This is a genomic window from Corallococcus sp. CA054B, assembly GCF_003611625.1.
GTDB lineage: Bacteria > Myxococcota > Myxococcia > Myxococcales > Myxococcaceae > Corallococcus > Corallococcus coralloides.
Window position 1 is genome coordinate 1 of the sequence record NZ_RAVY01000120.1, and the last position, 23,001, is coordinate 23,001.

Sequence of the window (23,001 nt, forward strand, 5' to 3'; positions counted from 1 at the left end):
TTCTGGGGCATTGCATGCTCCTCCCTCCTCAAAGCCCTTCGTCGCAATTCAATGCGGTCGCGGTATCGCTTGGAGCTGAACGGAAATTCACCTGCTACCTCCGCTGCCGTACCGTGCTCCTGCTTTTCAATCCGAAGGTCGGAGGTGTTGATGATCGTAGGCCTGCCGAAATCTTGCTGTGAGCGCTGTGGCAGGGAAATGACGCCGCAGCAGACGGCCCCCACGAACCCAGAGGTCTGCATGGCCTGCTTCGACTGGTCTGGCCCTCGTGGCGGCGAACTGCCGACCTCACCACGACGGAAGCCCACCGTCGCCGAGCGAAAAGAGCACGAGAGGTCCGTCGACGTTCGCTTCAGCGGCGACCGCGACGACGATTGAAGAGGAGGCTGCCCCCGGCCACACGGGCACCTCAAGGACCGCTGTCCATGGACGGGCGTAATACGCGGCCGATGCCTTCCAGGAGTCGGTAGTAGAGGTACTTCGGCACCGGGCCGAACGCTTTGAAGGTCGCGGCGAGGCGCTCCACCTGGACGCGTGGGCCGTGGACGAGGAGCGCGAGGAAGCCGTAGGCGAGGTAGACGAGCTGCACCATGCGCCGCAGCCCAGTCCACGTGAGGGCTCGGACATCCTCCAGGTCGAAGCCCTGCTTCACGAAGCGGTTGGCCTCCTCGATGCCCCACCTGTCCAGGTAGACGTCCACGATGCGGGTTGCATCGTCCGCGGTGCGGACGTCCTCGTTGGTGATGATGGCGAGCGGCTGTTGGCCGAGGATGCCTCCGCTGGCGAAGACCACTGAGTAGCGGGTCGTCCCTGGAGTGTTCGTGACGTTCCTGCTGGCGGTGTATTTTTGGAGGTAGACGTCCGGCACCCAGCCGACCTGCAGCATGGGGTTTCCGCGTCCATTGCCCCGGCGCATCCGGTGGCGATGGGTTCGTGGACACAGGTCCGCCAATGCGCTCGGCGTCGCGTTCCCCAGGGGCGTGAAGAGGGTGCGTTTCCCTAGGAACTTGAGGCGGACGGCGTACTTCAGGCCCATCGCATTGAAGTGGTCGAAGAGGTTCTGGCTGTCGAAGCCGACGTCGAAGGCCCAGAACGCGTCCTTCGGGGCGTGCGCGGCCACAGCACTCAGCACCGGCAAGAAGGAGGTGCTGTGGCTCCTGTACTCCGGCGACTTGCTCGAGAAGAGCCTGGCCATGAGGGGAATGCGCCGACCCTGCACGCCCACGGCCTCTACGGAGATGATGTCGTAACCGGTGCCGAGCTCACCCTTGCTGCCGTCGTGCACCGTCGCCAGGTACGGCATCTTCCTGGCCCGCGGCTTGGTGATGTCCGTCAGGTCGACCGCGATGGTGGGCCGCGGGTAGCGCTCGTCTCGTAGGAGTGGAGCCACCAACTTCAGGTAGTCGGTCTCCACGGCCGCGTCGTCGTAACGCTTGGAAGCGAGGCCTCGGGAGAGACGCTTCTCGGTGTGGATGAGCTTCCGAGGCTCGTCCAAGGCCCGGCCGATGTTGGAGAGGAGGGAGCTGCGGTTCTCCAGCAGGCCGAAAAGGGCGTCCCGCAGGAAGCGACGGTTGGGCCGGTACAGCCGCCCACCCACCGCCTCCACGTACGCGTCGAAGCGCTCGGCAATGGACTTCTCCCGAGGCACACCCCTCCCGGCACTGGACGCGCCGGTCGGTGGTGCCTACCCTGCACTCGTCCCTGACAGGATGAGCGCGGCCGACCTGGCCTCGTTCAGTTGTTCCGGGGGCTCGGGCTGTTGGCGCAGCCCGTTCCCCCTCCCTTTCGCTGTGGCCCCTCTTCCGGGCCCGCTCCCTCTCCTCTCCAGTCGCTTTCCTCTTCGAGGCCTCCTTGGCGCCTCCACACGCACGGCATGTGCGCGGGCTGGCAGCCAAGGTGGCGACTGTTGCGGGGTGGGCAATGCTCCGGGCTGCTCAAAGGCGAAAAGACGCGCCGGGTAGTGCACAAAGACCTGAACCAAGATTCATGTGGTCAACGTTTACGCTCGAATTTCGAGCGAATATTTCGACCCCCTCTTGATTCGGCCACCCACCGTCCAGGTCGGGGTGGAGCGTGGCCTAACGCGATCCTTGCCGAGCCCTCGGATGGATCATTCCGGTACTCGGTTCTCGCATTCCGCCCCATTTCCCCACATGATCGGGGACGTCCCACCCGGCCAGAGTATTTTGGGTAAGGTCGAGGTGATCCTTGATTGACTTGTCCAGGAAATAGGGTTACGGACGCCCCCTTTCCAATGTACGGGTCGCGCCGGAAGTTCCAGGCGCAGCCTTCAGCTCTCAGGAGTCGTTGTGTCCAAGCGCACGTACCAGCCGTCGAAGATCCGGCGCAACCGCGCCCACGGGTTCCGTAAGCGGAACGCCACCAAGTCCGGCCGGGATGTCCTCAAGCGCCGCCGCGCGAAGGGCCGTAAGCGCCTGGTGGTGTCGTCGTTCAAGAAGTAACTGGACGCACGGACGATGGCCGAGGGAGCGGCGCCGCGGGTGCCTCAGGCAACCGACGAGCGCTTCCCCAAGGCCTTTCGCCTGCTCCAGCGGCGTGAGTTTCTTGAAGTCCAGGAGGGCGGTCAGAAGATTCCGTCCGACTGCCTCCTGGCCCTCGTTCAACGCAATTCCCGGGCGCACTCCCGCGTAGGCCTCACCGTTTCCAGCAAGGTGGGCAACGCGGTGGTGCGCGCACGCCTGCGCAGAGTGCTCCGCGAGCTGTTCCGCAAGCACCGCGGGCAATGGCCCCCCGGTCTCGACGTAGTCCTGGTCGTCCGCTCCTCGGCGAAGGAAGCCTCCTTCGCGCAAGTTTCCCGTGCGTTCGACGGCGTCACCCGTAAGCTGCAACGGCTCTTTCCGGCACCGCGCGTGCCTCCCAAAGAGCCCGCCCCATGAGTCCACTCGCCTTCGTCATCGCCCTGCCCATCCGCTTCTACCGGCGGTTCCTGGGGCCGCTGCTGCCGAAGGCGTGTCGGTTCCATCCCTCGTGCTCCACCTACGCCATGCAGGCGCTGGAGAAGCACGGCGGGGTGAAGGGCAGCGCCCTCACCGTCTGGCGCCTGCTGCGCTGCCAGCCATTCCACCCCGGTGGATTCGATCCCGTCCCCTGACGGTTTGCTTCCGCCCGCCCTCCGGCGCCGTGCCGCCGGCACAGGGAACTCCATGACGAACGACCCGCTGTCGCCCCAGTCCAACGATTCGCAGAAGCGGCTGCTCCTGGCGCTCGCCCTCTCCTTCGCGGCCACCGCCGCCTACACCTTCTTCTTCGCCCCTCAGGGCCCCCCCCCGGGCGCGGAGGGGACGGACGCGGGCGTGGAGGTCGCCGCGACGAACGACGCCGGCGCCCCGGGCACGGCCGCCGTGCCGCCGCCGGGCGCCACGGGCGAGGACGCGGGCACCCACGCGGAGGCCCCTCCGCCCCCCGCGCGCACCGTGGAGGTCGCCCGCCCGGAGGTGAAGTACACCTTCTCCTCGGAGGGCGCCGGCCTCACCTCCGCCGTGCTCCAGGGCACGAAGATGCGCGAGCAGCAGTCGCTCACCGTCAAGGAGGGCTTCGAGAAGCTCTTCGGCAAGGACATCCCCCCGCCGCCGCAGATGAACGTGGCGCACCCGGTGCCCGGCCAGCCCCTGCCGCTCGCGGTGACGATTGAGGGCACCTCTCCGCTGGCGGCGAACACCCGCTACGCCGTGCAGGAGAGCCCCACCGACAACGGCGGCAGCGTGGTGTTCACCGGCCGCCAGGGTCCGTGGGAGGTGACGAAGACGGTGCTGTGGCCGCGCGAGGGCTTCGAGTTCACCTACACCCTCCAGGTGCGCAACACCTCCGCCCAGGCGCAGACGGGCGAGCTCAAGGTGCACTACGGCCGCGCCATCGACCCGGAGTTCGAGCACGCGCCGTCCTTCTTCGGCGGCGTGGGCAACCTGAGCCGCTCCTCGTGCTGGGTGGGTGAAGAGCTCCACAACCTGTCCCCGGGCGACAAGCCGCCCGAGGAGACGAAGGGGCCCATCTCCTTCTTCGGCATCAACCAGCAGTACTTCCTGTCCGCGCTCTACCCGCTGGACGGCGCCCTCAACGGCCACTGCACGCTGGTGGCCTCGCCCACCGCGCGCGAGGTGTCCGCGGGCTTCCCGCTCAACGTGGCTCCCGGTCAGGTGGCCACGTTCCGCTTCGGCGGCTACGCGGGCCCCAAGGACCCCGACCTGCTGCGCATCGTGCCCGGCACGGAGCTGCGCGCCGTGGCCGGCCTGTCCACCGCCACCTTCCACCCGGCGCTGGAGGACACGGTCGACTTCGGCATCTGGGCGGTGGTCTGCAAGCTGCTGCTCGCCGTCATGAAGTTCTTCCACGGCATCGTGGGCAACTGGGGCGTCGCCATCATCCTGCTCACCGTGGTGGTGAAGATGGCGCTGTTGCCGCTCACCTACCGCTCCATGGTCAGCATGGAGGCGGTGAAGGTGCTCCAGCCGAAGATGGAGGAGATCCGCAAGAAGTTCGCGGACGACAAAGAGCGCCAGAACATGGAGATCATGAAGCTGTACCAGGAGGCGAAGGTGAACCCCCTGGGCGGCTGTCTGCCGCTGCTCATCCAGATGCCGGTGTGGATCGCCCTGTTCACGTCGCTGCGCAACAGCTTCGAAATCTACGGCGAGCCCTTCTTCGGCCCCATCTGGCGTGACCTCACCTACAAGGACCCCACGTACATCCTGCCGCTGGCGCTGGGCGTGTCGATGATCATCACGCAGAAGATGCAGCCGCAGATGATGGACGCGGCGCAGGCGCGGATGATGACCTGGGTGATGCCCATCATCTTCACCTTCACGCTGCTCCAGTACCCGGCGGGCCTGTCGCTCTACATCTTCACGAACAACGTGCTCTCCATTGGCCAGCAGTGGGGCCTGCGCAAGTGGCTGGACCGCAACAAGAACCAGACGGGCGGCGGGACGCCGGCGGTGGTCACCGCCGGGGGAGGCAAACGCAAGTGAGCGGGGCTCAGGTGGTGGCGGGCGGCGGGGACTTCCGCCCCCGGGTGGAGAAGCTGCTCACGGACATCCTCGGGCTGATGGGGTTCCCGGCGCGGCTGGACCTGCAGGACGCCGCCGACGGCAGCCTGTCCGTGGCGCTCCACTTCGAGTCCGGCGCGCCTCCGGGCGTGGAGCCGGGCAAGCGCAGCCAGGTGCTGGATTCGCTCCAGTTCCTGCTCAACAAGATGCTCCACCGCCCCGGCGTGGAGCGCCGCTGGGTGATGCTGGGCGCGGGTGCGCACCCGGAGCCCCGGCCTCGCCGTGACGCGGCGGCGCAGCAGCAGGCCGCCGCTCCGGCTGGGACGGTGGCGCAGGTGGCTTCCACGCCCGCGCAGCAGCCGGCCCGGGCCGCGGCGCCCGCTCCGGCCGCGCAGCCTCAGCAGCGCAACGCCCGGGGTGGGCAGCCGGCGCAGCAGGCCGCGAAGCCCGCGCAGGCCCCCGCGAAGAGCGCGGAGGCGGATGAGCGTACGCTGCAGGTCGAAGAGGATCCGGTGTTCCGGGAGGCCGTCCGCAAGCTCGCGGAGAAGTCCGCCAGCCTGGGGCGCTTCTATGCGTTCGCCGCGATGAAGACTGAGGACCGCGCGCGCGTCCTGAAGGCAGTAGAAGGAGTGGGTGGAGTGAAGGTGGCGGCGGAGGGCGAAGGCCGCAACCGACGCGTGGTGTTCACCCCGGCGAAGCCCGCCCCGATGCCCAAGCGGAGCCTGCTGCCGGACGACGACGAAGACGACGTCGACGCCTGAGCAGGTGTGCCCGCTTCGGGGCCACCGGCGGGCGCGAGAGGAGCGAATGGGTAAGGCGAAGGGTTTGAAGGACAAGCTGTACGGCGCGGCGGTGCTGAAGATGAGCTTCCGCCTGCGAGGAGACGAGGAGTCTCCGGCGTTCCGCTTCGTCTACCCGGGCGTGCTGCGCGACCTGGAGGTCGACGACGCCGAGGTGGAGAAGTACATCGAGGAGCACCGCGACGACGTGGAGCGCGCCGCTCGCGGCTCCACCCCGCCGCAAGGGGTTCGCTAGCGGTGAGGCGGTCTGGGACGCCGCGAGGTTTCGATGCGAACCCGGCCCAGGTGAGAATGCGCGCCTCAATCAAGAGGGGGCTGCATTCTTGGGTATTCCGTCCGTGCGTCGTGCGCTGTTGCCGTTGATGTTGTTCGTGTCCGCCTGCAAGGCGGGCGACATGGGGGCCTCCGGGCCCTCGGGTGAGCAGGGGCCCCAGGGGCCACAAGGCATCCAGGGGCCCGTGGGTGAGACCGGGCCTCAAGGAGCGCAGGGCATCCAGGGGCCCGTGGGTGAAACCGGGCCTCAAGGTCCCCAGGGTCTGACGGGCGAGACCGGTCCCCAGGGTCCGACGGGTGCCGCTGGCGCGAAGGGCGACACCGGCCTGAAGGGCGACACGGGCGCCAAGGGTGAGCCGGGCGAGAAGGGCGACACCGGCCCGAAGGGTGAGCCGGGCGAGAAGGGCGACACGGGGGCGACGGGTGCCACGGGTCCCTCCGCCGCGGACGTGCTCGCGACCGCGCGGATCCGGCTGGTTCCGCTGGGCGCCACCGCGCTGGAGTCCGGTGCCGCGCTGCGGGCAGCGGTGAGCGCCGTGCCCTCGGATGGTTCGGAGACCTGGGTGTTGAAGCTCGGGGCGGGGACGTATGACCTGGGCGCGACGGGACTCCCGCTGAAGCGGGGCGTGTTCCTGCTGGGCAGCGGGACCCACGTGTCCCGCGTCGTCTCCTCCACCTACGCTGGGGGCACTGTGATGGGCGCGACCGGCGCGGGCCTGCGAGACCTCTTTGTCGGCAACACCGGCGGGGGCGTTCAATCCATCGCGGTCTTGAACGGGAGCAACGGGTTCATGGTGAGCGACGTCGCGGCCGAGGCGCGCAATGGCCAGTACATTACCCATGCCGTGCTGTACGAGAACGTGAACGACCTGCCCTCGGACGGGCTCGTCCGGGTGCGGGCGCTGGGGAACTCCGGGACGGGGCAGGTCAGCGGGATGTTCCTGAGCGGGTGCACCCTGAAGGTGACGGACCTCCAAGTCGATGGCCGGGGTGGGGCGGGGGGCGGAGACGTGTTCGGGCTGCTGGTCGAACGCGGAGTCGTCGAAGCACGCCGTGTCACGGCGACCGCGAGCGGTGGCCCGCGCGGCCACGGCGTGTATGCCGCGGGCCCCATGCTCCTCGAACAGTCGGATGTCTCCGGCGAGGGCACTGCGAACGGCGTCGGCGTGACGGTGCTCAGCCCGGGCGCGAAGTTCCGGTACGTCCAAGCGAAGGGGTCCGCGCGCGCCATGGTCGTGGATGCGCCCGCGCCCCAGCCGGAGTCCACCGTGCGGATCCATCACTCGCTCTTCGAGCAGAACGTCTACGTGACCGGCAACACCCGGGTGCGGATGCTCCAGTCGACGCTTTCCGAGGGACTCACCGCGGAGGCCCAGGCGCTTCCTTCCTGTGTCATGACGACGAACGACACCGAGTTGCTGAACAGCGACTGCTCCTGAGCATTATCGGGTGGGGGACCGCCCTCAGGTCCCCTCCCCTGCCCCGTCATGACGTCTGACTCCGCCACCATCGTCGCCCTCGCCACCGCGCCCGCCGCGGGGGCGGTGGGCATCCTCCGGCTGTCCGGGCCGGCCGCGCTGGATGTGGGCCGGAGGCTCGCGCCCGGTGTTCCGGTGTCTCCCACGCCGCGCCATGCGTACCTGGCGTCGTTCGTGGACGCCGCGGGCGCGGTGCTGGATGAGGGGTTGTTCCTCTACTTCCAGGCGCCCCGGTCCTTCACCGGCGAGGACGTGGTGGAGCTCCAGGCGCATGGCAGTCCGCGCCTCTTGCGGCTGTTGCTCGCACGGGCGCTGGAGGATGAACGGGTGCGGCCGGCGCTGCCCGGTGAGTTCACCCGGCGCGCGTTCCTGAATGGCCGCATCGACCTGACCCGCGCGGAGGCGGTCGCGGACCTGGTGGCCGCGGATTCGGAGGCGGCCGTGCGCGCCGCCGCGGCCGGTCTGTCCGGCGCGTTGGCCGAGCGGATCCGCGCGCTGGAGACGCCGCTGCGCGAGCTGCACGCGGATTTGGAAGGCGTCCTCAACTTCCCCGACGAGGCAGAGGGCGCGGACGCGGAAGCCGGCCCTCGCGTCACCGCGCTGCGCTCCGTCGCGGAGGCGCTGCGCGCGGAGGTGGGCCGTGGACGGCTGGTGCGCCAGGGCGCGCGCGTGGCGCTGTACGGCCCGGTGAACGCGGGCAAGTCCACGCTGTTCAACCGGCTGGTGGGTGAAGCCCGCGCGCTGGTGGATGACGAGCCCGGCACCACCCGCGACGCGCTGGAGGCCCGCGTCGAGTGGGACGGCCTGGGCGTCACCCTCTACGACACCGCCGGCCTGCGCGAGGCTCCCGGACGCGTGGAGGCGCTGGGCATCGCGCGCACGCGGGAGCTGCTCGCGGCCGTGGACCTGGCCGTGCTGGTGCTGCCTCCGGAGACGTCGCGCGAAGAGGCCGCGTCGTGGACGCGCGATGCCGGCGCCACGCCCGTGCTCGCCGTCATCGGCAAGTGCGACGTCATGCCAGAGGCTCAAGACACGGTGGCCGCCACCCTCCCCTCCCCTGCCCCGCCGCGCGTCAGCGGCCTCACGGGCGAAGGCGTGGAGGCGCTCCGGACCTCCGTGCTCACGCGGCTCTGGGGCGGTGGTACGCCCTCCGCGGTAGCGCTCGTCTCCGAGCGTCACGCGGATGCCCTGCGTCGCACCGCCGAGGCGCTGGGCCGCGCCGAAGCCGCGTCACGCGTGTCCACCCTGGAGGTCCTCTCCGGCGAGGTGGGGCTCGCGCTGGAGGCCCTGGGCGAAGTGTCCGGAACGAGCGTTTCCGAAGCGCTTCTGGACACCCTCTTCCAGCGTTTCTGCATCGGGAAGTAGTGCCTTCGCGGGTGGCGGTCCGCATGTCAGACCCCTCCCTAGAATGCCTCGCGTTCACCGGCGCTCCCCGAGGATTCATGACGGCACTCCAGCAGCTTCAACCCACCTCCCACTCCCTGCTCTCGGCGCTGCCGTCGGGCTGGGTCGGGGAAATCCTCGATGGCGAGCTGGTGGCCTCGCCCCGCCTCTCCGTGGCGCCCGCTCGCGCGGCCTTCATGATGGGCGTGGAGCTGGGAGAGCGGCTGGATCCGCGCCGTGGCGGCAACGGCCGCTGGTGCTTCTTGCGCGCGCCGGAGCTGCACCTGGGCGAGGACATCCTCGTGCCCGACCTGGCCGGCTGGCGCCGTGAGCGCGTGGCCGCCCCGCCGGAGCCCGGCGCCGCCTTCTTCACCCTGGTGCCGGATTGGGTCTGCGAGGTCCTCACTCCCGCCACCACCGCGCTGGACCGGGCCCGCAAGCTGCCCCTGTATGCGCGGGCCGGCGTGTCCTACGTCTGGCTGGTGGACCCCGTCGCGCGCACGCTGGAGGTCTACCAGCGCCTCAAGCGCGGCTGGCTCCTCACCGCGAGCCACGAGGACGATGCCCTGGTGCGCGCCGAGCCCTTCACGTCCGTCTCGCTGGAGCTGGGCTCGCTGTGGCTCCCCGACGCGCCGGAGGAGATGCCCCGGCTCGTCGCGGTGCCCTGACGCCGCTTCAGCTCGCGTGCTTGAGGCGCGCTTCCTCGGAGGCGCGCGACAGCCGCCGCACGGAGCGCAGCAGCAGGTCTGGATCCACCGGCGCCGCCACGAAGCCCCGCGCATGCACGGCCTGCGCGCGAGGCAGGTCCCGCTCCGGCGCCTTGCCCGCCACCAGCACCTGCGCGCGCAGCCGCTGCGCCAGCACCTCCATCGCGGGCAGCGGCGCCACCACCACCTGCGCCTCGGTCGCGGCGCACACGTCCGCCGTGCTCGCCACCTTCACCGTGAAGCCCGCCCCGCCCAGCACCTGCACCAGGCCCGCCGCCGCGTCCGCGCCCCAGCCGTACACGAGCACCTGCTCGCGCACCGTCACGCGCGGCTTCGGCGCCGCCTGCACCGGTGCCCAGGGCTCCAGGGGCGCCAGCATGGGAAGGCTCGCGCTGTCCTCCTGCCGCACGGGGTCCGGCGCCGGCAGGTCCGTCAGCTCCGTCAGGGACGAGCCCACCACCAGGGGCATCGACTCGTCCCACTCCGGCAGGGAGAAGCTCTCCATCCCGGGACGGCGCTGCGGCGTCGCCGGCTCACCCCGGTACAGCCGCCCGATGGCCCGTCCCAGCGCCGCGTCCGTGGCCAGCCGGGGCACCACCCGCGCCTTGCCGGACACGCTCTTCACCACGTCCAGCGTGGCCAGGCTCGCCGGCGCGGCCAGGGCCACCACCAGCACCTCCCGCGCCCCCTGCCCTTCCAGCCGCAGCGGCACCACGCGGTGCGCCTCCGCCACCTTGCACGGAATCAGCCTGGAGAGCGACGCGTCCAGCGGACAGGCGTCCAGATCCACCGCCTCCACGCCGGACTGGGCCGCCAGCGCGGAGAGCACCGCCTCCGCCGTGCAGAAGCGCTGGTCCACCACCACCTGGCCCAACGCCACGCCCCACTTGCGCTGGTACGCCAGTGCCGACTGCAGCTGCAATGCATCCACCACACCCCGCGCGAGCAGGATGTCCCCCAGACGCTTCTTCATCGCTCGTTCTCCTCCGGCCCCCCTCCGTGCTCCGGCCGGGGCGACCTGCCCACCATCCCCTCCCCTCTATGTCAGGAGGTTGTAAAATTACAACGCAACCGGAGAGAATGCGGCGCAGGTGGGCCCCGAATTCCAAGACTGGCTGGGAATTCAGTATGCTTTTCCCTTGGTCACGGTGGTTTCACGTCCTTCAACGAACCCCGCTCCGATCCTTGAGGGGGGGACGACAAAGCGGACGTTCATTGGCAGACCCGAGGGTGGCCGGATGTCGCAGACGTTCCTAGCCTGTACGCATGGCTGACGCGTGCCTGAGAGAATTCGTGCGGATGCTCCGCGCGCGCCGTGCCGCTCCCGGGGGACTCTCGGGGGTGGACGCGCGGATGGCAGGGCTGCAACTGGAGCCCTCCAGCCTCAAGCCCTACCTGCACTTCCTGCCCGGGCGCTACACGCGCAACCTCGTCCACCGCGACGAGGGAATGGAAATCATCATCAACTGCTGGTCCCCGGGCGTGGCCTCGCCCATCCATGACCATGACGGTCAGGAGTGCTGGTTCAGCATCCAGCGCGGCGAGTTCCTCCTGGAGAACTACCCGCTGCTGGAGGGCGGAACGCAGCCCGGCCTGGCGCGGCTGGGGCAGCCGGTGCGCATGGGGCCGGTGGGCGCCGGGCACGTGGACTTCCGCGACCCGGGCGCCTCCATCCACCGCGTGAGCATCGCCGGCAACGCCCCAGGCATCACGCTGCACGTCTACGCCGGCCCGGTGGCCAACTGTCTCGTGTTCGACCCGCGCCGTCACCGCTGCGCGTCGCACACCCTCCGCTACCACAGCATCTTCGGGCGACCGGTGCGGCCCTCCGAGGGCCGCGTCCCGATCCCGCTGCACGTCTAAGCGCTACCAGCGCACCTCCGGAAGCGGCGCGTACAGCATGCGCCCCTCCGCGCCCTGCCCGGTGAGGCCCAGCTTCGCGCCCACGCGGTACACGGCCCGCACCTGCTCCAGCACCTGGGACGACACGGCGGCGTGGCTTCCGGTGGCCTCGTCATCGCTGTTGTCCGCCTCGTGGTTGCCCAAGAGCTCCGACAGCACCTGGCCCGTGGGCCGGGGGCGCGGGAAGACGACGATGCGGACCGGGGCGTCCTTCTCCAGCTTCGCGGCCTCGCGGGCCAGCTCCAGCGCCTTCGGGTAGCCGCCGAGCGCGTCCACCAGCCCGCGCTCCAGCGCGTCCTCGCCCGTCCACACGCGCCCCTTCGCGACCGCCTGGAGCTTCTCCAGCGGCATGTTCCGTGCCTGGGCGGCGCGGCTGGTGAAGTCCAGGTAGATGGTGTCCAGCTCGGACTCCAGCTGCGCGCGCTGCTCGGGGGTGAACTCCTGGTCGGAGCTGGCGAAGGTGGCGTTCTTGCCGAAGGCGATGGTGTCGAAGTTCACGCCCAGCTTCGCCCACAGCTCGGACGTGACGAACTTGCCGTTGTACACGCCGATGCTCCCCGTCAGCGTGCCCGGCTGGGCGACGATCTTGTCCCCGGCCATGGCCACGAAGTAGCCGCCGCTGGCCGCGTACGTCCCCATGGTGACGATGACGGGCTTGCCCGCCTCACGCGCGCGCTGCACCTCCCGGCGGATGGTGTCGCTGGCGGAGTAGCTGCCGCCCGGGCTGTCCACGCGGAAGATGATGGCCTTCACGGACGGGTCCTCCACCGCCTTGCGGAAGGCCGCCGCCACCGTGTCGCCGCCCATCACCTGGCCGCCGGAGAGCGGGTTGGACTGGCTCTTGCCGCGCAGCACCTCGCCCACGCCGTAGATGAGCGCGATGCTGGTGCCCGTCTGGTGCGGCCGGCCCGCGCGCTCCAGGTACTTCTCCACGTAGAGGAACTCCGCGCCCTTTCCGGCCTGCTGCTTGAGCTCGTCGTGGATTTCGTCGCGGTAGCGCAGCCCGTCCACCAGCTTCGCGTCCACGGCCGCCTGTCCCATGAAGGGCGCGCGGTCGATGAGCGCGCGCACCTCGTCCTCGGACAGCTTGCGGCCCTCCGCCACGCCCTTCACCACCTGCTGGAAGAGGCTGCCGCCGTAGGCCTCCGTGGCCTCGCGCTGGTGGGGGCCGTAGGACTCGTCGGTGAAGCTGTTGACGGCGTTCTTGAACTCGGCGCGCTTGCCGAACTCCGGCTTCACGCCGAGCTTCGCGAAGGCGTCGCGCGCGAAGGGCGTCTCCATCACCAGGCCGGTGAGCCCCACGTCGCCGGAGGGCTGGATGTAGACGGAGTCGAAGGCGCTCGCGAGGTAGTAGGCGCCGGTGCCGTTGCCCGCTTCACCGAAGCCGTCCGCGTAGGCCACCGCCCGCTTGCCCGACGCGCGGAAGGCCTTCACCGCGTCCCGCAGCTCCTGCACCTGCGCCGCGCTGCCCGGCTGCCCGATTCGCACCACCAGCGACTTCACCCGGGGGTCCGTGGAGGCCTTCTCCAGGCCTTCCACCACGTCCCTCAGCGACGTGGGCTCCTCGCCGAAGGCGCCCGCCAGGGACGTGTCCAGCGTGTACTCCGGCAGCGGCTCCTTCAGGTCCAGCTCCAGCACCAGGTTGGACGGCACACCCGGCTTGCTCGATGCCGCGAGCATCAACAGCCCCACCACACCCACCACGAAGAGGATGGACAGCGCCCCAATGAAGGCCAGCGCGCCAATGAAGAAGCGTTTCATCCGGAAGGACTCCTGGTGCCCAAGTACCCGAGGGGCATTCCCCCATCTTCAGGCGGCCTACCATCAACGGGCGCGTCGGACGACGCTTGCGTGAATCGCAGTGATGGGCGGCGGACGGGGAGCCAGGGCCCGCCCGTCCTGGTGGCCGGGGGGCGGGCCGGCACCCGGGCCCGTGTGCGAGGGCCGCCGCGGTGCACACCGTCCGTCTTGGAGCCTGGAGCCTGGAGCCAGGGGAACCAGGGGCCTCCGGCCCCGGGAGGCATGGGATGCAGACGCGACGGTTGGGCAATTCCGACATGGAGCTCACGGCGCTGGGGTTTGGCGCGTGGGCCATTGGAGGGGGCGGCTGGGCGTTCGCCTGGGGCGCGCAGGATGACGCGCAGTCCATTGAAGCCATCCGGCGCGCGCTGGATTCGGGCATCAATTGGATCGACACGGCGGCGGTGTATGGGCTGGGGCACTCCGAGGAGGTGGTGGCCCGGGCGCTGAAGGGCCGGGACAAGCGGCCGTATGTCTTCACCAAGTGCGGGATGGTCTGGGATGACCAGGGCAAGGTCAGCCGCCGGTTGAAAGCGGACTCGGTGCGCAAGGAGTGTGAGGCGTCCCTGCGCCGGCTGAAGGTGGATGCCATTGATTTGTATCAGATTCACTGGCCGGTGGAGGCCGGGGCGGAGCTTGAAGAGGGGTGGACGGCGCTGGCGGAGCTGCAACGGCAGGGCAAGGTGCGCTGGTTGGGTGTGTCCAACTTCAATGTCTCGCAGTTGGAGCGGGTGCGGGGCATTGCCCCGGTGACGTCGTTGCAGCCGCCGTACTCGCTCATCCACCGCGACATCGAGGACGACCTGATGCCCTACTGCCAGACGCAGGGCATTGGGGTGGTTGTGTATTCACCCATGGCGTCCGGCCTGCTGACGGGGGCGATGACGCGCGAGCGCATCCAGGCGATGCCGGACGACGACTGGCGCCGCGGCAGCGCGGACTTCCAGGAGCCGAAGCTGTCGCATCACCTGTCGCTGGTGGAGCGCATGCGTGAGGTGGGCGCGCGGCATGGGCGTTCCCCAGCGGAGGTGGCCCTTGCCTGGACGCTGAGGGGGCCGGCCGTCACCGCCGCCATCGTGGGGGCGCGCAGTGCGAAGCAGGTGGATGGCTTCATCCAGGCGGGGGACTTCCGGCTGACGTCCGAGGAGGTCCGCGAGGTGGAGGAGGTCCTGGGGTCCGGCTCCGCGATGGCGCCTGGGGGCATCTACGCCTGAGTTAGTGCTCCCCTGCCCCGCCCACGGCCTGTTCCAGGGCTTCAATGCGCTTGCGGTTGGAGGCCTGGACTTCCGCGAGCATGTGGATGGCGCGGCCTGTCTGCTCGAGCATCCGGCTGTGCGTGCTCTTGAGCCCACCGACTTCACGGGTTAGCGATGAGACCCGCGTGGTGAGGGTGTCCATGTTCTCGTGAATCCCTCCGATTTGTTCGTGGAGCACGCCGACTTGTTGATGAAGCAAGCCGACCTGCTCATAGAGCACCCCCGTGTGCTTGAAGAGCACCCGCATGTTCGCGGAAAGCCTCGCGGTCTCCTGATTGACCGCCAGAATCGCCGCGTCCGTTCGCGCGTACTGCTCCTTTGCCTCTTCCTGCATCTCGCGGAACTCGTGCAGCATCTGCAGCACCACATCCCCGCCCATCGCCTTCGCCATTCCGTTCCCTCCCTGGTGACGCGCGAGTCTCCTACCAACCCATCCTGACATCGGATCCGCGCCAGGATACATGACGACCTGTGGGGTTGGAAGCGCGGGACAGGACCTGGGACGGTCCATGGGTGTCCCTGGGTGGACGCCTGCCCGGTGGGCCTGGGTTTCTCGGGATGGGAGGACCCGGTGGAGCGGTTAGAAGTCCCGTGCCTACTCCTTCGCACCCCGAGAACCGCATGACGCGTCGTACCCCGCTCGCCCTGCTGGCTGTCCTGCTCGTGGCGGCCCCGCCCGTGTGGGCCCGTGCCCCAGCTCCCCTTCCGAAGCCTGCTGCCTCCTCGACCGCGCGCGCCCAGGCGAAACCGGCCGCCCTGGCCCCTGTCGCGAGCGTCGAGGGCATCACCGAATACCGCCTGCCCAATGGCCTGCGCGTCCTGCTCTTCCCGGACCCCACCAAGGCTACCGTCACCGTCAACGTCACCTACCTCGTGGGCAGCAAGCACGAAGGCTACGGCGAGACGGGCATGGCGCACCTGCTCGAACACCTGATGTTCAAGGGCACGCCCACCACCCCCAACGTGCCCCAGGCCCTCACCGAGCGCGGCGCGCGTCCCAACGGCACCACCTGGCTGGACCGCACCAACTACTACGAGACCCTGCCCGCGTCGGACGACAACCTGTCCTGGGCGCTCGCCTTCGAGGCGGACCGCATGGTCAACAGCTTCATCGCGAAGAAGGACCTCGACAGCGAGATGACCGTGGTCCGCAACGAGTTCGAGTCCGGCGAGAACGACCCGCGCGGCATCCTCTTCAAGCGCACCATGAGCGCCGCGTACCGCTGGCACAACTACGGCAAGGCCACCATCGGCGCGAAGGCGGACCTGGAGAACGTACCCATCGACCGGCTCCAGGCCTTCTACCGGCGCTACTACCGCCCCGACAACGCGACGCTCGTCATCGCCGGCCGCTTCCAGCCGGAGAAGGCCCTGTCGCTCGTGCAGTCCACCTTCGGCAAGCTCCAGAAGCCCGCGGATCCGGTGCCCCTCACGTACACCCAGGAGCCCACCCAGGACGGTGAGCGCGAAATCACGCTGCGCCGCGTGGGCGACAACCAGCTGCTCTCCAGCGTCTACCACGTGCCCGAGGGCGCCCACCCCGACTTCGCCGCCATCGACGTGCTCACCCAGGTGCTGGGCGACGTGCCTTCCGGCCGCCTCTACAAGGCGCTCGTGGAGACGAAGAAGGCCTCGCGCGCGAGCGCGTTCAACTTCCAGCTGCGCGACCCGGGCGTCATCGCCTTCAGGGCCGAGGCCCGCCAGGATCAGCCCCTGCCTCCCGTGCGTGAAGCGCTGATCAAGACCGTGGAGGAGGCCTCCCGCACGCCCTTCACCGACGAGGAGGTGAGCCGCGCGAAGACGGCCCTCGCGAAGCAGACGGAGCTCTTGATCAACGACTCCGAGCGCGCCGCCATCCTCCTGTCCGAGTGGGCCGCCGTGGGCGACTGGCGCCTGCTCTTCCTGCACCGCGACCGCATCGAGGCCGTCACGCCCGCGGACGTCACCCGCGTGGCCGCCGCGTACCTCAAGAGCTCCAACCGCACCCTGGGCACCTTCGTGCCCACGCCCAAGCCGGACCGCTCGGAGCTGCCGTCCCCGGTGGACGTGGCGAAGATGGTGGACGGCTACCAGGGCAAGGCCGCCGTCGCCCAGGGCGAGGCCTTCGACCCCTCCCCCGCCAACATCGAGTCGCGCGTGCAGCGCGGCGAGCTGGCCAACGGCGTGAAGTACGCGCTGCTCCCCAAGAAGACGCGCGGGGAGATGGTCAACCTGGCGCTGGATCTGCGCTGGGGCACCGCGGAGGCCTTGAACGGCAAGCTGCCCGCCGCCTCCTACGCCGGCGGCATGCTGATGCGCGGCACGAAGAAGCACACCCGCCAGCAGCTCTACGACGCGCTCGACAAGCTCAAGGCCCGCGTGGGCGTGGACGGCGGCGCGATGGGCGCCAGCGTCTCCATCGAGTGCCCGCGCTCGAGCCTCCCGGAGGTCCTCAAGCTGGTGGCCGAGGTGCTGCGCGAGCCCGCCTTCGACGCGAAGGAGTTCGCGCTCCTCAAGCAGGAGCGGCTGGCGTCGCTGGAGTCGCAGCGCAGCGAGCCGCAGCCCCAGGGCAGCATCGCGTTCTGGCGCGTGCTGAGCGGGCACTACCCCAAGGGCCACCCGTACTACATCTCCTCGCTGGACGAGCGCCTGGCCGACGCGAAGGCCGTCACGCTGGAGCAGGCGCGCGACTTCCACCGCCAGTTCTACGGCGCCTCGCGCGGGGAGCTCGCGGTGGTGGGTGACTTCGACGCGAAGGAGATCACCTCGCTCGTGGGCACCCTGCTCGACGGCTGGAAGAGCCCTGCCCCCTACGCGCGCGTGCCTCGCACGTTCCAGGCCGTGGCCTCGAAGTCCGTGGTGCTGGAGACGCCGGACAAGGCCAATGCGTACTTCCTCGCGGGCCAGCTGCTCCAGCTGCGCGACGACGACGCGGACTGGCCCGGCGTGATGATGGGCAACTTCATGCTGGGCGGCGGCTTCCTCAACTCGCGGCTGGCCACGCGCGTGCGCCAGCAGGACGGCCTGTCCTATGGCGTGGGCAGCAGCGTGTCCGCCGAGGAGCTGGACTCGGTGGGCTGGTTCCTCACGTACGCCATCTACGCGCCGCAGAACGCCCAGAAGCTGGAGGCCGCCATGCGCGACGAGGTCACCCGCGCCGTGCAGAAGGGCTTCACGCCGCAGGAGCTGGACAAGGCGCGCGCGGGCCTCCTGGAGTACCGCCAGTCCGCTCGCGCGCAGGACAGCAATCTCGCGCAGCAGCTGGTGGGCGGCCTGTATCTGGGGCGCACGCTCGCGTTCGACGCGGCCGTGGAGGCGAAGCTCCAGAAGCTGACCCCCGAGGACGTGCGGAAGGCCCTGTCCAAGCACGTGGACTTCAGCAAGGCGACCTTCGTGCGCGCGGGTGACTTCGCGAACGCCTCCAAGCAGCAGGCGCCGGCTCCGGCCAAGGCGACAGCGGCTCCGTAAGGCCGTGTCTGTCATTGGGCATGGGCGCTAGAGTCCGCCCATGCCCGTGCAACTGGTGGAAGGCGACCTGCTGGACCAGCCGGTGGACGCCATCGTCAACGCGTGGAACCGGAACATCATCCCCTGGTGGTTGCTCTTGCCCCAGGGGGTGTCCGGGGCCATCAAGCGCCGGGGTGGCACGGCGCCATTCCGTGAGGTCGCGCGCGTGGGGCCCATGCCGCTGGGCTCGGCGGTGGTGACCGGGCCGGGGCGCCTGCCCTTCAAGGGCATCATCCACGTCGCGGGCATCAACATGCTCTGGCGCGCGTCCGCGCGGTCCATCCAGGACTCGGTGCGAAACGCGCTGGAGCGCGCGAAGGAGCAGGGCTTCCGCTCCCTGGCGTTCCCCATCATCGGCGCGGGCTCTGGCAGCTTCGACGAGGACCGCGCGCTGGAGCTGATGCGCGAGGCCCTGGGGGACGCCCCCGATTTCGACGTGCGCGTGGTGCGCTTCCGCCGTTAGACGAGCGCACCTCTTCACACGCGAAGCGAGGGTGACATGATCGACCTGTACACGTGGGGCACGCCGAACGGCTTCAAGGTCTCCGTGGCGCTGGAGGAGCTGGCGCTGCCGTACACCGTGCACGCGCTGGACATCTCCACGGGCGTGCAGAAGCAGCCCGCGTTCCTGGCCATCAACCCCAATGGCCGCATCCCCGCCATCGTGGACCGCGCGGAGGGCGACTTCGCCGTCTTCGAGTCCGGTGCCATCCTCATCTACCTGGCGGAGAAGACGGGCAAGCTGATGCCCTCGGATGCGAAGGGCCGCTCGCGAGTCATCCAGTGGCTGATGTTCCAGATGGGCGGCGTGGGCCCCATGCAGGGGCAGGCCAACGTCTTCTTCCGCTACTTCCCGGAGAAGCTCCAGCCCGCCATCGACCGGTACCAGAACGAGACGCGCCGCCTGTACACGGTGCTGGAGAGCCGGCTGAAGGACCACGAGTACCTGGCCGGGGACTACAGCATCGCGGACATCGCGAACTGGGCGTGGGTGCGCTCGCACGAGTGGGCGGGCGTGTCCCTGGACGGGCTGCCGGGCGTGCAGCGGTGGCTGGCCGCTATCGAGAACCGGCCCGCGGCGCAGCGCGGACTGGATGTGCCCACGCCGCGCAAGCAGGAGGACGCGCGGACCGCCGCGCAGCGCATCGAGAGCGCTCGCGGGCTCATCCAGCGCTGAGGCGCCCTCCCCTCCCCTGCCCCGTCGCATGGCTCTGAACATCCGGACATCCGTCCCGGGCGTGCGCATGATGGGGCCGTTCAAGGCTCCCGGACCGGGAGCCCGGGGAGTGGATGACATGGAAGTGGTGCGGAGCCTGGGCCGGTGGGCCGGACTGTGTCTGGCATTGGGACTGTGGGGCGCGTGCACGCCGAGCGGTGGCTCCGTGCGCGCGTCGCGGGACAACGTGGCGCTGGATGGCTGCGCGCCGGCCACGTGCTCGCAGGCGATGGTGGCCTGTGGCCGGACGCCGGACGGGTGTGGCGGCTTCATCGACTGCGGCGACTGTCAGGCCGGCACGTGCACCGACGGCCGCTGCGTGGCCCCGCCCGTGCCCGCCGAGCCGAAGAAGGAGCCCACGGGGCCCATCAGCACCTGCACCCCTGGGTGCAAACCCAATGAGTCCTGCGTGAACGACCGCTGCGTCTGCCAGCGCGCGACGTGCGCCTCGCTGGGGCTGAAGTGCGGCACCGCGGACGACGGCTGCGGCGGCGTGTTGGAGTGCGGCGCGTGCGTGCCGGCGTGCCGCCCGGACGAGATGGAGTGCTGCGGCGCGTGCATCCCGAAGTCCGACGGGCGCTGCCCGGAGAACGTGCACTGCCCCAGCCGGTCGAATCCCCTCCCCACCCGCTGACGCCGCGCGGTTCCGGACCCTCTCTGGAACGGGGCCCGGAACCGGGAATGTCAGACCCCCCCGCTATACCCTTCCCCGTCGCGCACACGGAGGGTCCGCCGGCCTCGCTGGTTCGAGTCCGAGAGCCCCCCATGCGCCCTCACCGCATGGGCAGCTTTCCGGCCCCCGTGTGTGCGACGCCATGTGAAGGCACGAGAGGCCGGGGGACTCGTGCGGGCAAGGTTCCATGGATGCCATCGCCGTCGAAGGGCCAGAGACGCCACCGGTGTGTCAGGCGCGTCCTTGACGGATCCACGATGACTGGTGCGCGCGAGGCGGGCGGCGTTGTTACCCCTCCCACTGCCCGCCTCGCGTGCTCCCAAACTTGGCCGGGCCATGTCTGTGTTTGGGCCACGTCCCAGGTAGGGGAGGAGCCAGCCGGGTGGACGGTGTCCCCAGGGTCGGCTTGCCACGGACGCGCCGGGGCGTGATACCCCCCGGGACGCGATGGAACTCCGATACGACATCGTCGTGGTGGGGCTGGGCCACGCGGGCTGCGAGGCGGCGCTCGCGTGCGCGCGCATGGGCCTGTCCACCCTGGGCGTGACGCTCAAGCGCGAGCGCGCCGCCGTGATGAGCTGCAACCCCGCCGTGGGCGGCACCGCCAAGGGCCACCTGGTGCGCGAGCTGGATGCGCTCGGCGGACAGATGGGCCGCGCGGCGGACCTCGCGGGCACGCACGTCAAAATCCTCAATCCCTCCAAGGGCCCCGCCGTGCAGGCCACGCGCGTCCTCTGCGACCGCGACGCCTACGCCGCCGGCATGCAGGCCGTGCTCTTCACCCAACCCAACCTCACCGTGCGCGAGGGCGAAGTGGCCGCCGTCGTCGCGGAAGAGGGGAGGGTGAAGGGCGTGGTGCTGGGGGACGGCACGCAGGTGGTGGCCCGCGCGGTGCTCCTCACCACCGGCACCTTCCTTCGCGCGCTGATGCACGTGGGCGAGCAGAAGGAGGTCGGTGGCCGGCTGGGAGACGAAGCCGCGCGCGGCCTGTCGGAGTCGCTGCATTCGCTCGGCTTCACGCTGGGCCGCTTCAAGACGGGCACGCCCGCGCGCCTGTCCCGGGACAGCATCGACTGGGATGCCGTCACGCCGCAGCCGGGAGACGTGGGCGTGCGGCCGTTGTCCTGGCGCACGCAGGTGGAGCAGGGCCTGCCGTTCCCGCGCCAGCCCTCCGTGATGTGCGGCCTCACCGCGACGTCGGAGGCGACGCACCGGCTGCTGCGCGACAACCTGCACCGCTCGCCGCTGTTCCAGGGAGACATCGTGGGCCGAGGGCCCCGGTACTGCCCGTCGCTGGAGGACAAGGTGGTGCGCTTCGCCGCTCGCGAACGGCACCAGGTGTTCCTCGAACCGGAGGGGCCCACGTCGCCGCTGGTGTACCCGGCGGGCCTGTCCACCAGCATGCCCGCGGACGTGCAGCTGGAGTTCCTGCGCACCATCCCGGGCCTGTCCCGCGTGGAGGTGGTCCGCTACGGCTACGCGGTGGAGTACGACTACGCGCCCCCCACGCAGCTGCACCCCACGCTGGAGACGAAGGCCGTCGCGGGCCTGTTCTTCGCGGGCCAGCTCAACGGCACCTCCGGCTACGAGGAGGCCGCCTTCCAGGGCCTGTGGGCCGGCATCCAGGCGGCGCTCCAGGTGAAGGGCGAACCGGCGCTCGTCGTGGGCCGCGATGAGGCGCACGGCGCGGTGCTCGTGGATGACCTGGTGACGAAGGGCGTGGATGAACCGTTCCGCATGTTCACCAGCCGCTCCGAACACCGGCTCAAGCTGCGCGAGGGCAACGCGGACCTGCGGCTCGCGCGGCACGGGCATCGCGTGGGGCTGTTGCCAAAGGAGGCCTTGGAGCGCGCGGAGGCTCGAGCCCACGCGGTGACGGCGGAGGTCGCGCGGCTCAAGCGCACCGGCCTGGCCCTGCGACTCAAGCGCCCGGAGGTGACGTACGCGCAGCTGGCTCAAGAGCGCGAGGACTTCCCGGCCCTCACCCCCGACGTCGCGGAGGAGGTGGAGGTGGAGGTGAAGTACGAGGGCTACATCGCCCAGGCCGCCCGGGCCGCGGCGCGCGAGGCGGAGGCGTCCGACCGCTGGCGCATCCCGGACACGTTCCGCTTCACGGACGTGCGGGGTCTGGGTACGGAGGCGGTGGAGAAGTTGTCCGCGCACCGGCCCGGGACGGTGGGGCAGGCCCGGCGGATTCCGGGCCTGACGCCCGCCGCGGTGTCCCTGCTCCTGGTCGCGCTCAAGCGGGGGCAGGGGCCGTCAAGTGATCAGGAACAGGGCTGTGGATAACGTGTGGATATTTCTGGGGATGAAATTCTCCTGAGTGATTCCAAGGACTTGAAGGGCCCTTCGGGGTGGAGGTGTTGTGGATAACGCGCGGTTCGCAGATCAGCTGGCATCCGGATGCAGTGCGTTGGGAATCACCGTGGGGCCGGACGTGGGCCCCAAGCTCCAGCGGCTGATGGCGGAGCTCCTGAAGTGGAACGCGAAGGTGAACCTCACGGCCATCACCGCGCCGGAGGAGGTGCTGGAGAAGCACTTCCTGGACTCGCTGGCGGTGCTGCCGGAGGTGAGGGGCGCGACGTCGCTGCTGGACCTGGGCGCGGGCGCGGGCTTCCCCGGACTGCCGCTCAAGCTGGAGCTGCCGGAGATGGGCGTGACGCTGGTGGACACGGTCGGCAAGAAGATCGCGTTCATCAAGGCCGCCGCCGCCAGCCTGGGCCTCGTCGGCGTGCGCGGGCTGCATGCTCGGGCGGAAGGGAAGCCGGAGACGGAGGGGATTCCGCGCGCGCAGGTGCTCATCGCGCGAGCGTTCATGGACCTGCCGGACTGGCTGAACCTGGCGCCCGCGTATGTCGAAGAGGGCGGACGCGTGGTGGCGATGCTGGGCAAGCAGCAGACGGACGCGGAGCTCCAGGCGCGCGCGGCCGAGCGCAACCTGCGCGTGGTGTCCGCCCGGTCGTACCGGCTCCCGTTCTCCGGTGCCGAGCGTCAGGTCGCGGTGTTCGCGAAGCAGTAGGGGAG

At 70.0% G+C, this 23,001-nt stretch carries 22 protein-coding genes; 17 read left to right on the forward strand and 5 right to left on the reverse strand.

Annotated features, from left to right (window positions below; all coding sequences use genetic code 11):
• A partial coding sequence (locus tag D7V80_RS43050) for a hypothetical protein (protein ID WP_233585721.1) occupies window positions 1-242 on the reverse strand: 242 nt, incomplete at its 3' end.
• Window positions 243-409: 167 nt separating this feature from the next.
• The gene (locus D7V80_RS25860; RefSeq protein ID WP_120590703.1) at window positions 410-1,648 is read right to left on the reverse strand and encodes a transposase; all 1,239 of its coding nucleotides are present in this window, start codon (window positions 1,646-1,648) and stop codon (window positions 410-412) included.
• A gap of 661 nt (window positions 1,649-2,309) precedes the next feature.
• Between D7V80_RS25860 and rpmH the strand changes: the two genes are divergently transcribed.
• The 9 genes from rpmH (at window position 2,310) to D7V80_RS25910 (ending at window position 9,605) form a co-directional block, all read left to right on the forward strand.
• Complete coding sequence (gene rpmH / locus D7V80_RS25865; RefSeq protein ID WP_014400872.1) at window positions 2,310-2,462, forward strand: 50S ribosomal protein L34; 153 nt, start codon at window positions 2,310-2,312, stop codon at window positions 2,460-2,462.
• Window positions 2,463-2,477: 15 nt separating this feature from the next.
• On the forward strand, window positions 2,478-2,897 hold the full coding sequence (gene rnpA / locus D7V80_RS25870; protein WP_014400871.1) for a ribonuclease P protein component: 420 nt from the start codon (window positions 2,478-2,480) through the stop codon (window positions 2,895-2,897).
• A complete protein-coding gene (gene yidD / locus D7V80_RS25875) occupies window positions 2,894-3,112 on the forward strand; it encodes a membrane protein insertion efficiency factor YidD (RefSeq protein ID WP_120526631.1) in 219 nt (72 codons plus the stop codon). Before rnpA ends, yidD begins: the two co-directional genes overlap by 4 nt.
• A gap of 52 nt (window positions 3,113-3,164) precedes the next feature.
• Window positions 3,165-4,985, forward strand: a complete 1,821-nt coding sequence (gene yidC, locus D7V80_RS25880) for a membrane protein insertase YidC (protein WP_120590704.1) — start codon at window positions 3,165-3,167, stop codon at window positions 4,983-4,985.
• Window positions 4,982-5,764, forward strand: coding sequence for a hypothetical protein (locus D7V80_RS25885; RefSeq protein ID WP_120590705.1), 783 nt, complete (start codon window positions 4,982-4,984; stop codon window positions 5,762-5,764). Before yidC ends, D7V80_RS25885 begins: the two co-directional genes overlap by 4 nt.
• A 46-nt stretch (window positions 5,765-5,810) precedes the next feature.
• Window positions 5,811-6,038 (forward strand): hypothetical protein, encoded by a 228-nt coding sequence (locus D7V80_RS25890; RefSeq protein ID WP_014400867.1) that lies wholly within the window; start codon window positions 5,811-5,813, stop codon window positions 6,036-6,038.
• A gap of 88 nt (window positions 6,039-6,126) precedes the next feature.
• Window positions 6,127-7,515 (forward strand): collagen-like protein, encoded by a 1,389-nt coding sequence (locus D7V80_RS43705; RefSeq protein WP_199738853.1) that lies wholly within the window; start codon window positions 6,127-6,129, stop codon window positions 7,513-7,515.
• Between the two features lie 48 nt (window positions 7,516-7,563).
• Window positions 7,564-8,919: a tRNA uridine-5-carboxymethylaminomethyl(34) synthesis GTPase MnmE gene (gene mnmE, locus D7V80_RS25905; RefSeq protein WP_120590707.1), complete on the forward strand. Its 1,356-nt coding sequence runs from the start codon at window positions 7,564-7,566 to the stop codon at window positions 8,917-8,919.
• Window positions 8,920-8,996: 77 nt separating this feature from the next.
• Window positions 8,997-9,605, forward strand: a complete 609-nt coding sequence (locus D7V80_RS25910) for a Uma2 family endonuclease (protein WP_120590708.1) — start codon at window positions 8,997-8,999, stop codon at window positions 9,603-9,605.
• Between the two features lie 7 nt (window positions 9,606-9,612).
• Here D7V80_RS25910 and D7V80_RS25915 read toward each other — a convergent pair whose 3' ends face one another.
• Entirely contained in the window at window positions 9,613-10,617 is a 1,005-nt protein-coding gene (locus D7V80_RS25915) for a general secretion pathway protein GspE (protein ID WP_120590709.1), read from the reverse strand.
• A gap of 380 nt (window positions 10,618-10,997) precedes the next feature.
• Here D7V80_RS25915 and D7V80_RS25920 point away from each other — a divergent pair, with 380 nt between their 5' ends.
• Window positions 10,998-11,507, forward strand: a complete 510-nt coding sequence (locus D7V80_RS25920) for a cysteine dioxygenase family protein (protein ID WP_233585722.1) — start codon at window positions 10,998-11,000, stop codon at window positions 11,505-11,507.
• 3 nt (window positions 11,508-11,510) lie between these two features.
• Here the strand turns inward: D7V80_RS25920 and sppA are convergent, their stop codons facing one another.
• Window positions 11,511-13,307: a signal peptide peptidase SppA gene (gene sppA / locus D7V80_RS25925; RefSeq protein ID WP_120590711.1), complete on the reverse strand. Its 1,797-nt coding sequence runs from the start codon at window positions 13,305-13,307 to the stop codon at window positions 11,511-11,513.
• Between the two features lie 266 nt (window positions 13,308-13,573).
• On the opposite strand from sppA, the gene D7V80_RS25930 reads away from it, so the two are divergent.
• Window positions 13,574-14,560, forward strand: coding sequence for an aldo/keto reductase (locus D7V80_RS25930; protein ID WP_120590712.1), 987 nt, complete (start codon window positions 13,574-13,576; stop codon window positions 14,558-14,560).
• Window position 14,561: 1 nt separating this feature from the next.
• On the opposite strand, the gene D7V80_RS25935 is transcribed toward D7V80_RS25930, so the two are convergent.
• Window positions 14,562-14,993 carry a hypothetical protein gene (locus tag D7V80_RS25935; protein WP_120590713.1) on the reverse strand — a complete coding sequence of 144 codons (432 nt, stop codon included), beginning with the start codon at window positions 14,991-14,993 and terminating at the stop codon, window positions 14,562-14,564.
• Window positions 14,994-15,223: 230 nt separating this feature from the next.
• Between D7V80_RS25935 and D7V80_RS25940 the strand changes: the two genes are divergently transcribed.
• From D7V80_RS25940 to rsmG, 6 genes are all read left to right on the forward strand, one after another.
• Window positions 15,224-18,049, forward strand: a complete 2,826-nt coding sequence (locus D7V80_RS25940; protein WP_199738854.1) for a pitrilysin family protein — start codon at window positions 15,224-15,226, stop codon at window positions 18,047-18,049.
• Between the two features lie 40 nt (window positions 18,050-18,089).
• Window positions 18,090-18,551, forward strand: a complete 462-nt coding sequence (locus D7V80_RS25945; RefSeq protein ID WP_120590715.1) for a macro domain-containing protein — start codon at window positions 18,090-18,092, stop codon at window positions 18,549-18,551.
• Window positions 18,552-18,587: 36 nt separating this feature from the next.
• On the forward strand, window positions 18,588-19,265 hold the full coding sequence (locus D7V80_RS25950; protein ID WP_120590716.1) for a glutathione S-transferase family protein: 678 nt from the start codon (window positions 18,588-18,590) through the stop codon (window positions 19,263-19,265).
• A 118-nt stretch (window positions 19,266-19,383) separates the two neighbouring features.
• Window positions 19,384-19,938, forward strand: coding sequence for a hypothetical protein (locus D7V80_RS25955; protein WP_147447216.1), 555 nt, complete (start codon window positions 19,384-19,386; stop codon window positions 19,936-19,938).
• A 486-nt stretch (window positions 19,939-20,424) separates the two neighbouring features.
• On the forward strand, window positions 20,425-22,266 hold the full coding sequence (mnmG, locus tag D7V80_RS25960; protein ID WP_120590718.1) for a tRNA uridine-5-carboxymethylaminomethyl(34) synthesis enzyme MnmG: 1,842 nt from the start codon (window positions 20,425-20,427) through the stop codon (window positions 22,264-22,266).
• Window positions 22,267-22,342: 76 nt separating this feature from the next.
• The gene (rsmG, locus tag D7V80_RS25965) at window positions 22,343-22,996 is read left to right on the forward strand and encodes a 16S rRNA (guanine(527)-N(7))-methyltransferase RsmG (RefSeq protein WP_120590719.1); all 654 of its coding nucleotides are present in this window, start codon (window positions 22,343-22,345) and stop codon (window positions 22,994-22,996) included.
• Window positions 22,997-23,001: the final 5 nt, after the last annotated feature.

Excerpts from the sequence above, each read along its gene's own strand:
- rnpA (WP_014400871.1), top strand. The coding sequence starts at position 2,478 with ATGGCCGAGGGAGCGGCGCCGCGGGTGCCTCAGGCAACCGACGAGCGC.
- yidD (WP_120526631.1), top strand. The coding sequence starts at position 2,894 with ATGAGTCCACTCGCCTTCGTCATCGCCCTGCCCATCCGCTTCTACCGG.
- yidC (WP_120590704.1), top strand. The coding sequence starts at position 3,165 with ATGACGAACGACCCGCTGTCGCCCCAGTCCAACGATTCGCAGAAGCGG.
- D7V80_RS25890 (WP_014400867.1), top strand. The coding sequence starts at position 5,811 with ATGGGTAAGGCGAAGGGTTTGAAGGACAAGCTGTACGGCGCGGCGGTG.
- mnmE (WP_120590707.1), top strand. The coding sequence starts at position 7,564 with ATGACGTCTGACTCCGCCACCATCGTCGCCCTCGCCACCGCGCCCGCC.
- D7V80_RS25910 (WP_120590708.1), top strand. The coding sequence starts at position 8,997 with ATGACGGCACTCCAGCAGCTTCAACCCACCTCCCACTCCCTGCTCTCG.
- D7V80_RS25915 (WP_120590709.1), bottom strand. The coding sequence starts at position 10,617 with ATGAAGAAGCGTCTGGGGGACATCCTGCTCGCGCGGGGTGTGGTGGAT.
- D7V80_RS25920 (WP_233585722.1), top strand. The coding sequence starts at position 10,998 with ATGGCAGGGCTGCAACTGGAGCCCTCCAGCCTCAAGCCCTACCTGCAC.
- sppA (WP_120590711.1), bottom strand. The coding sequence starts at position 13,307 with ATGAAACGCTTCTTCATTGGCGCGCTGGCCTTCATTGGGGCGCTGTCC.
- D7V80_RS25930 (WP_120590712.1), top strand. The coding sequence starts at position 13,574 with ATGCAGACGCGACGGTTGGGCAATTCCGACATGGAGCTCACGGCGCTG.
- D7V80_RS25935 (WP_120590713.1), bottom strand. The coding sequence starts at position 14,993 with ATGGCGAAGGCGATGGGCGGGGATGTGGTGCTGCAGATGCTGCACGAG.
- D7V80_RS25940 (WP_199738854.1), top strand. The coding sequence starts at position 15,224 with ATGACGCGTCGTACCCCGCTCGCCCTGCTGGCTGTCCTGCTCGTGGCG.
- D7V80_RS25945 (WP_120590715.1), top strand. The coding sequence starts at position 18,090 with ATGCCCGTGCAACTGGTGGAAGGCGACCTGCTGGACCAGCCGGTGGAC.
- D7V80_RS25950 (WP_120590716.1), top strand. The coding sequence starts at position 18,588 with ATGATCGACCTGTACACGTGGGGCACGCCGAACGGCTTCAAGGTCTCC.
- D7V80_RS25955 (WP_147447216.1), top strand. The coding sequence starts at position 19,384 with ATGGAAGTGGTGCGGAGCCTGGGCCGGTGGGCCGGACTGTGTCTGGCA.
- mnmG (WP_120590718.1), top strand. The coding sequence starts at position 20,425 with ATGGAACTCCGATACGACATCGTCGTGGTGGGGCTGGGCCACGCGGGC.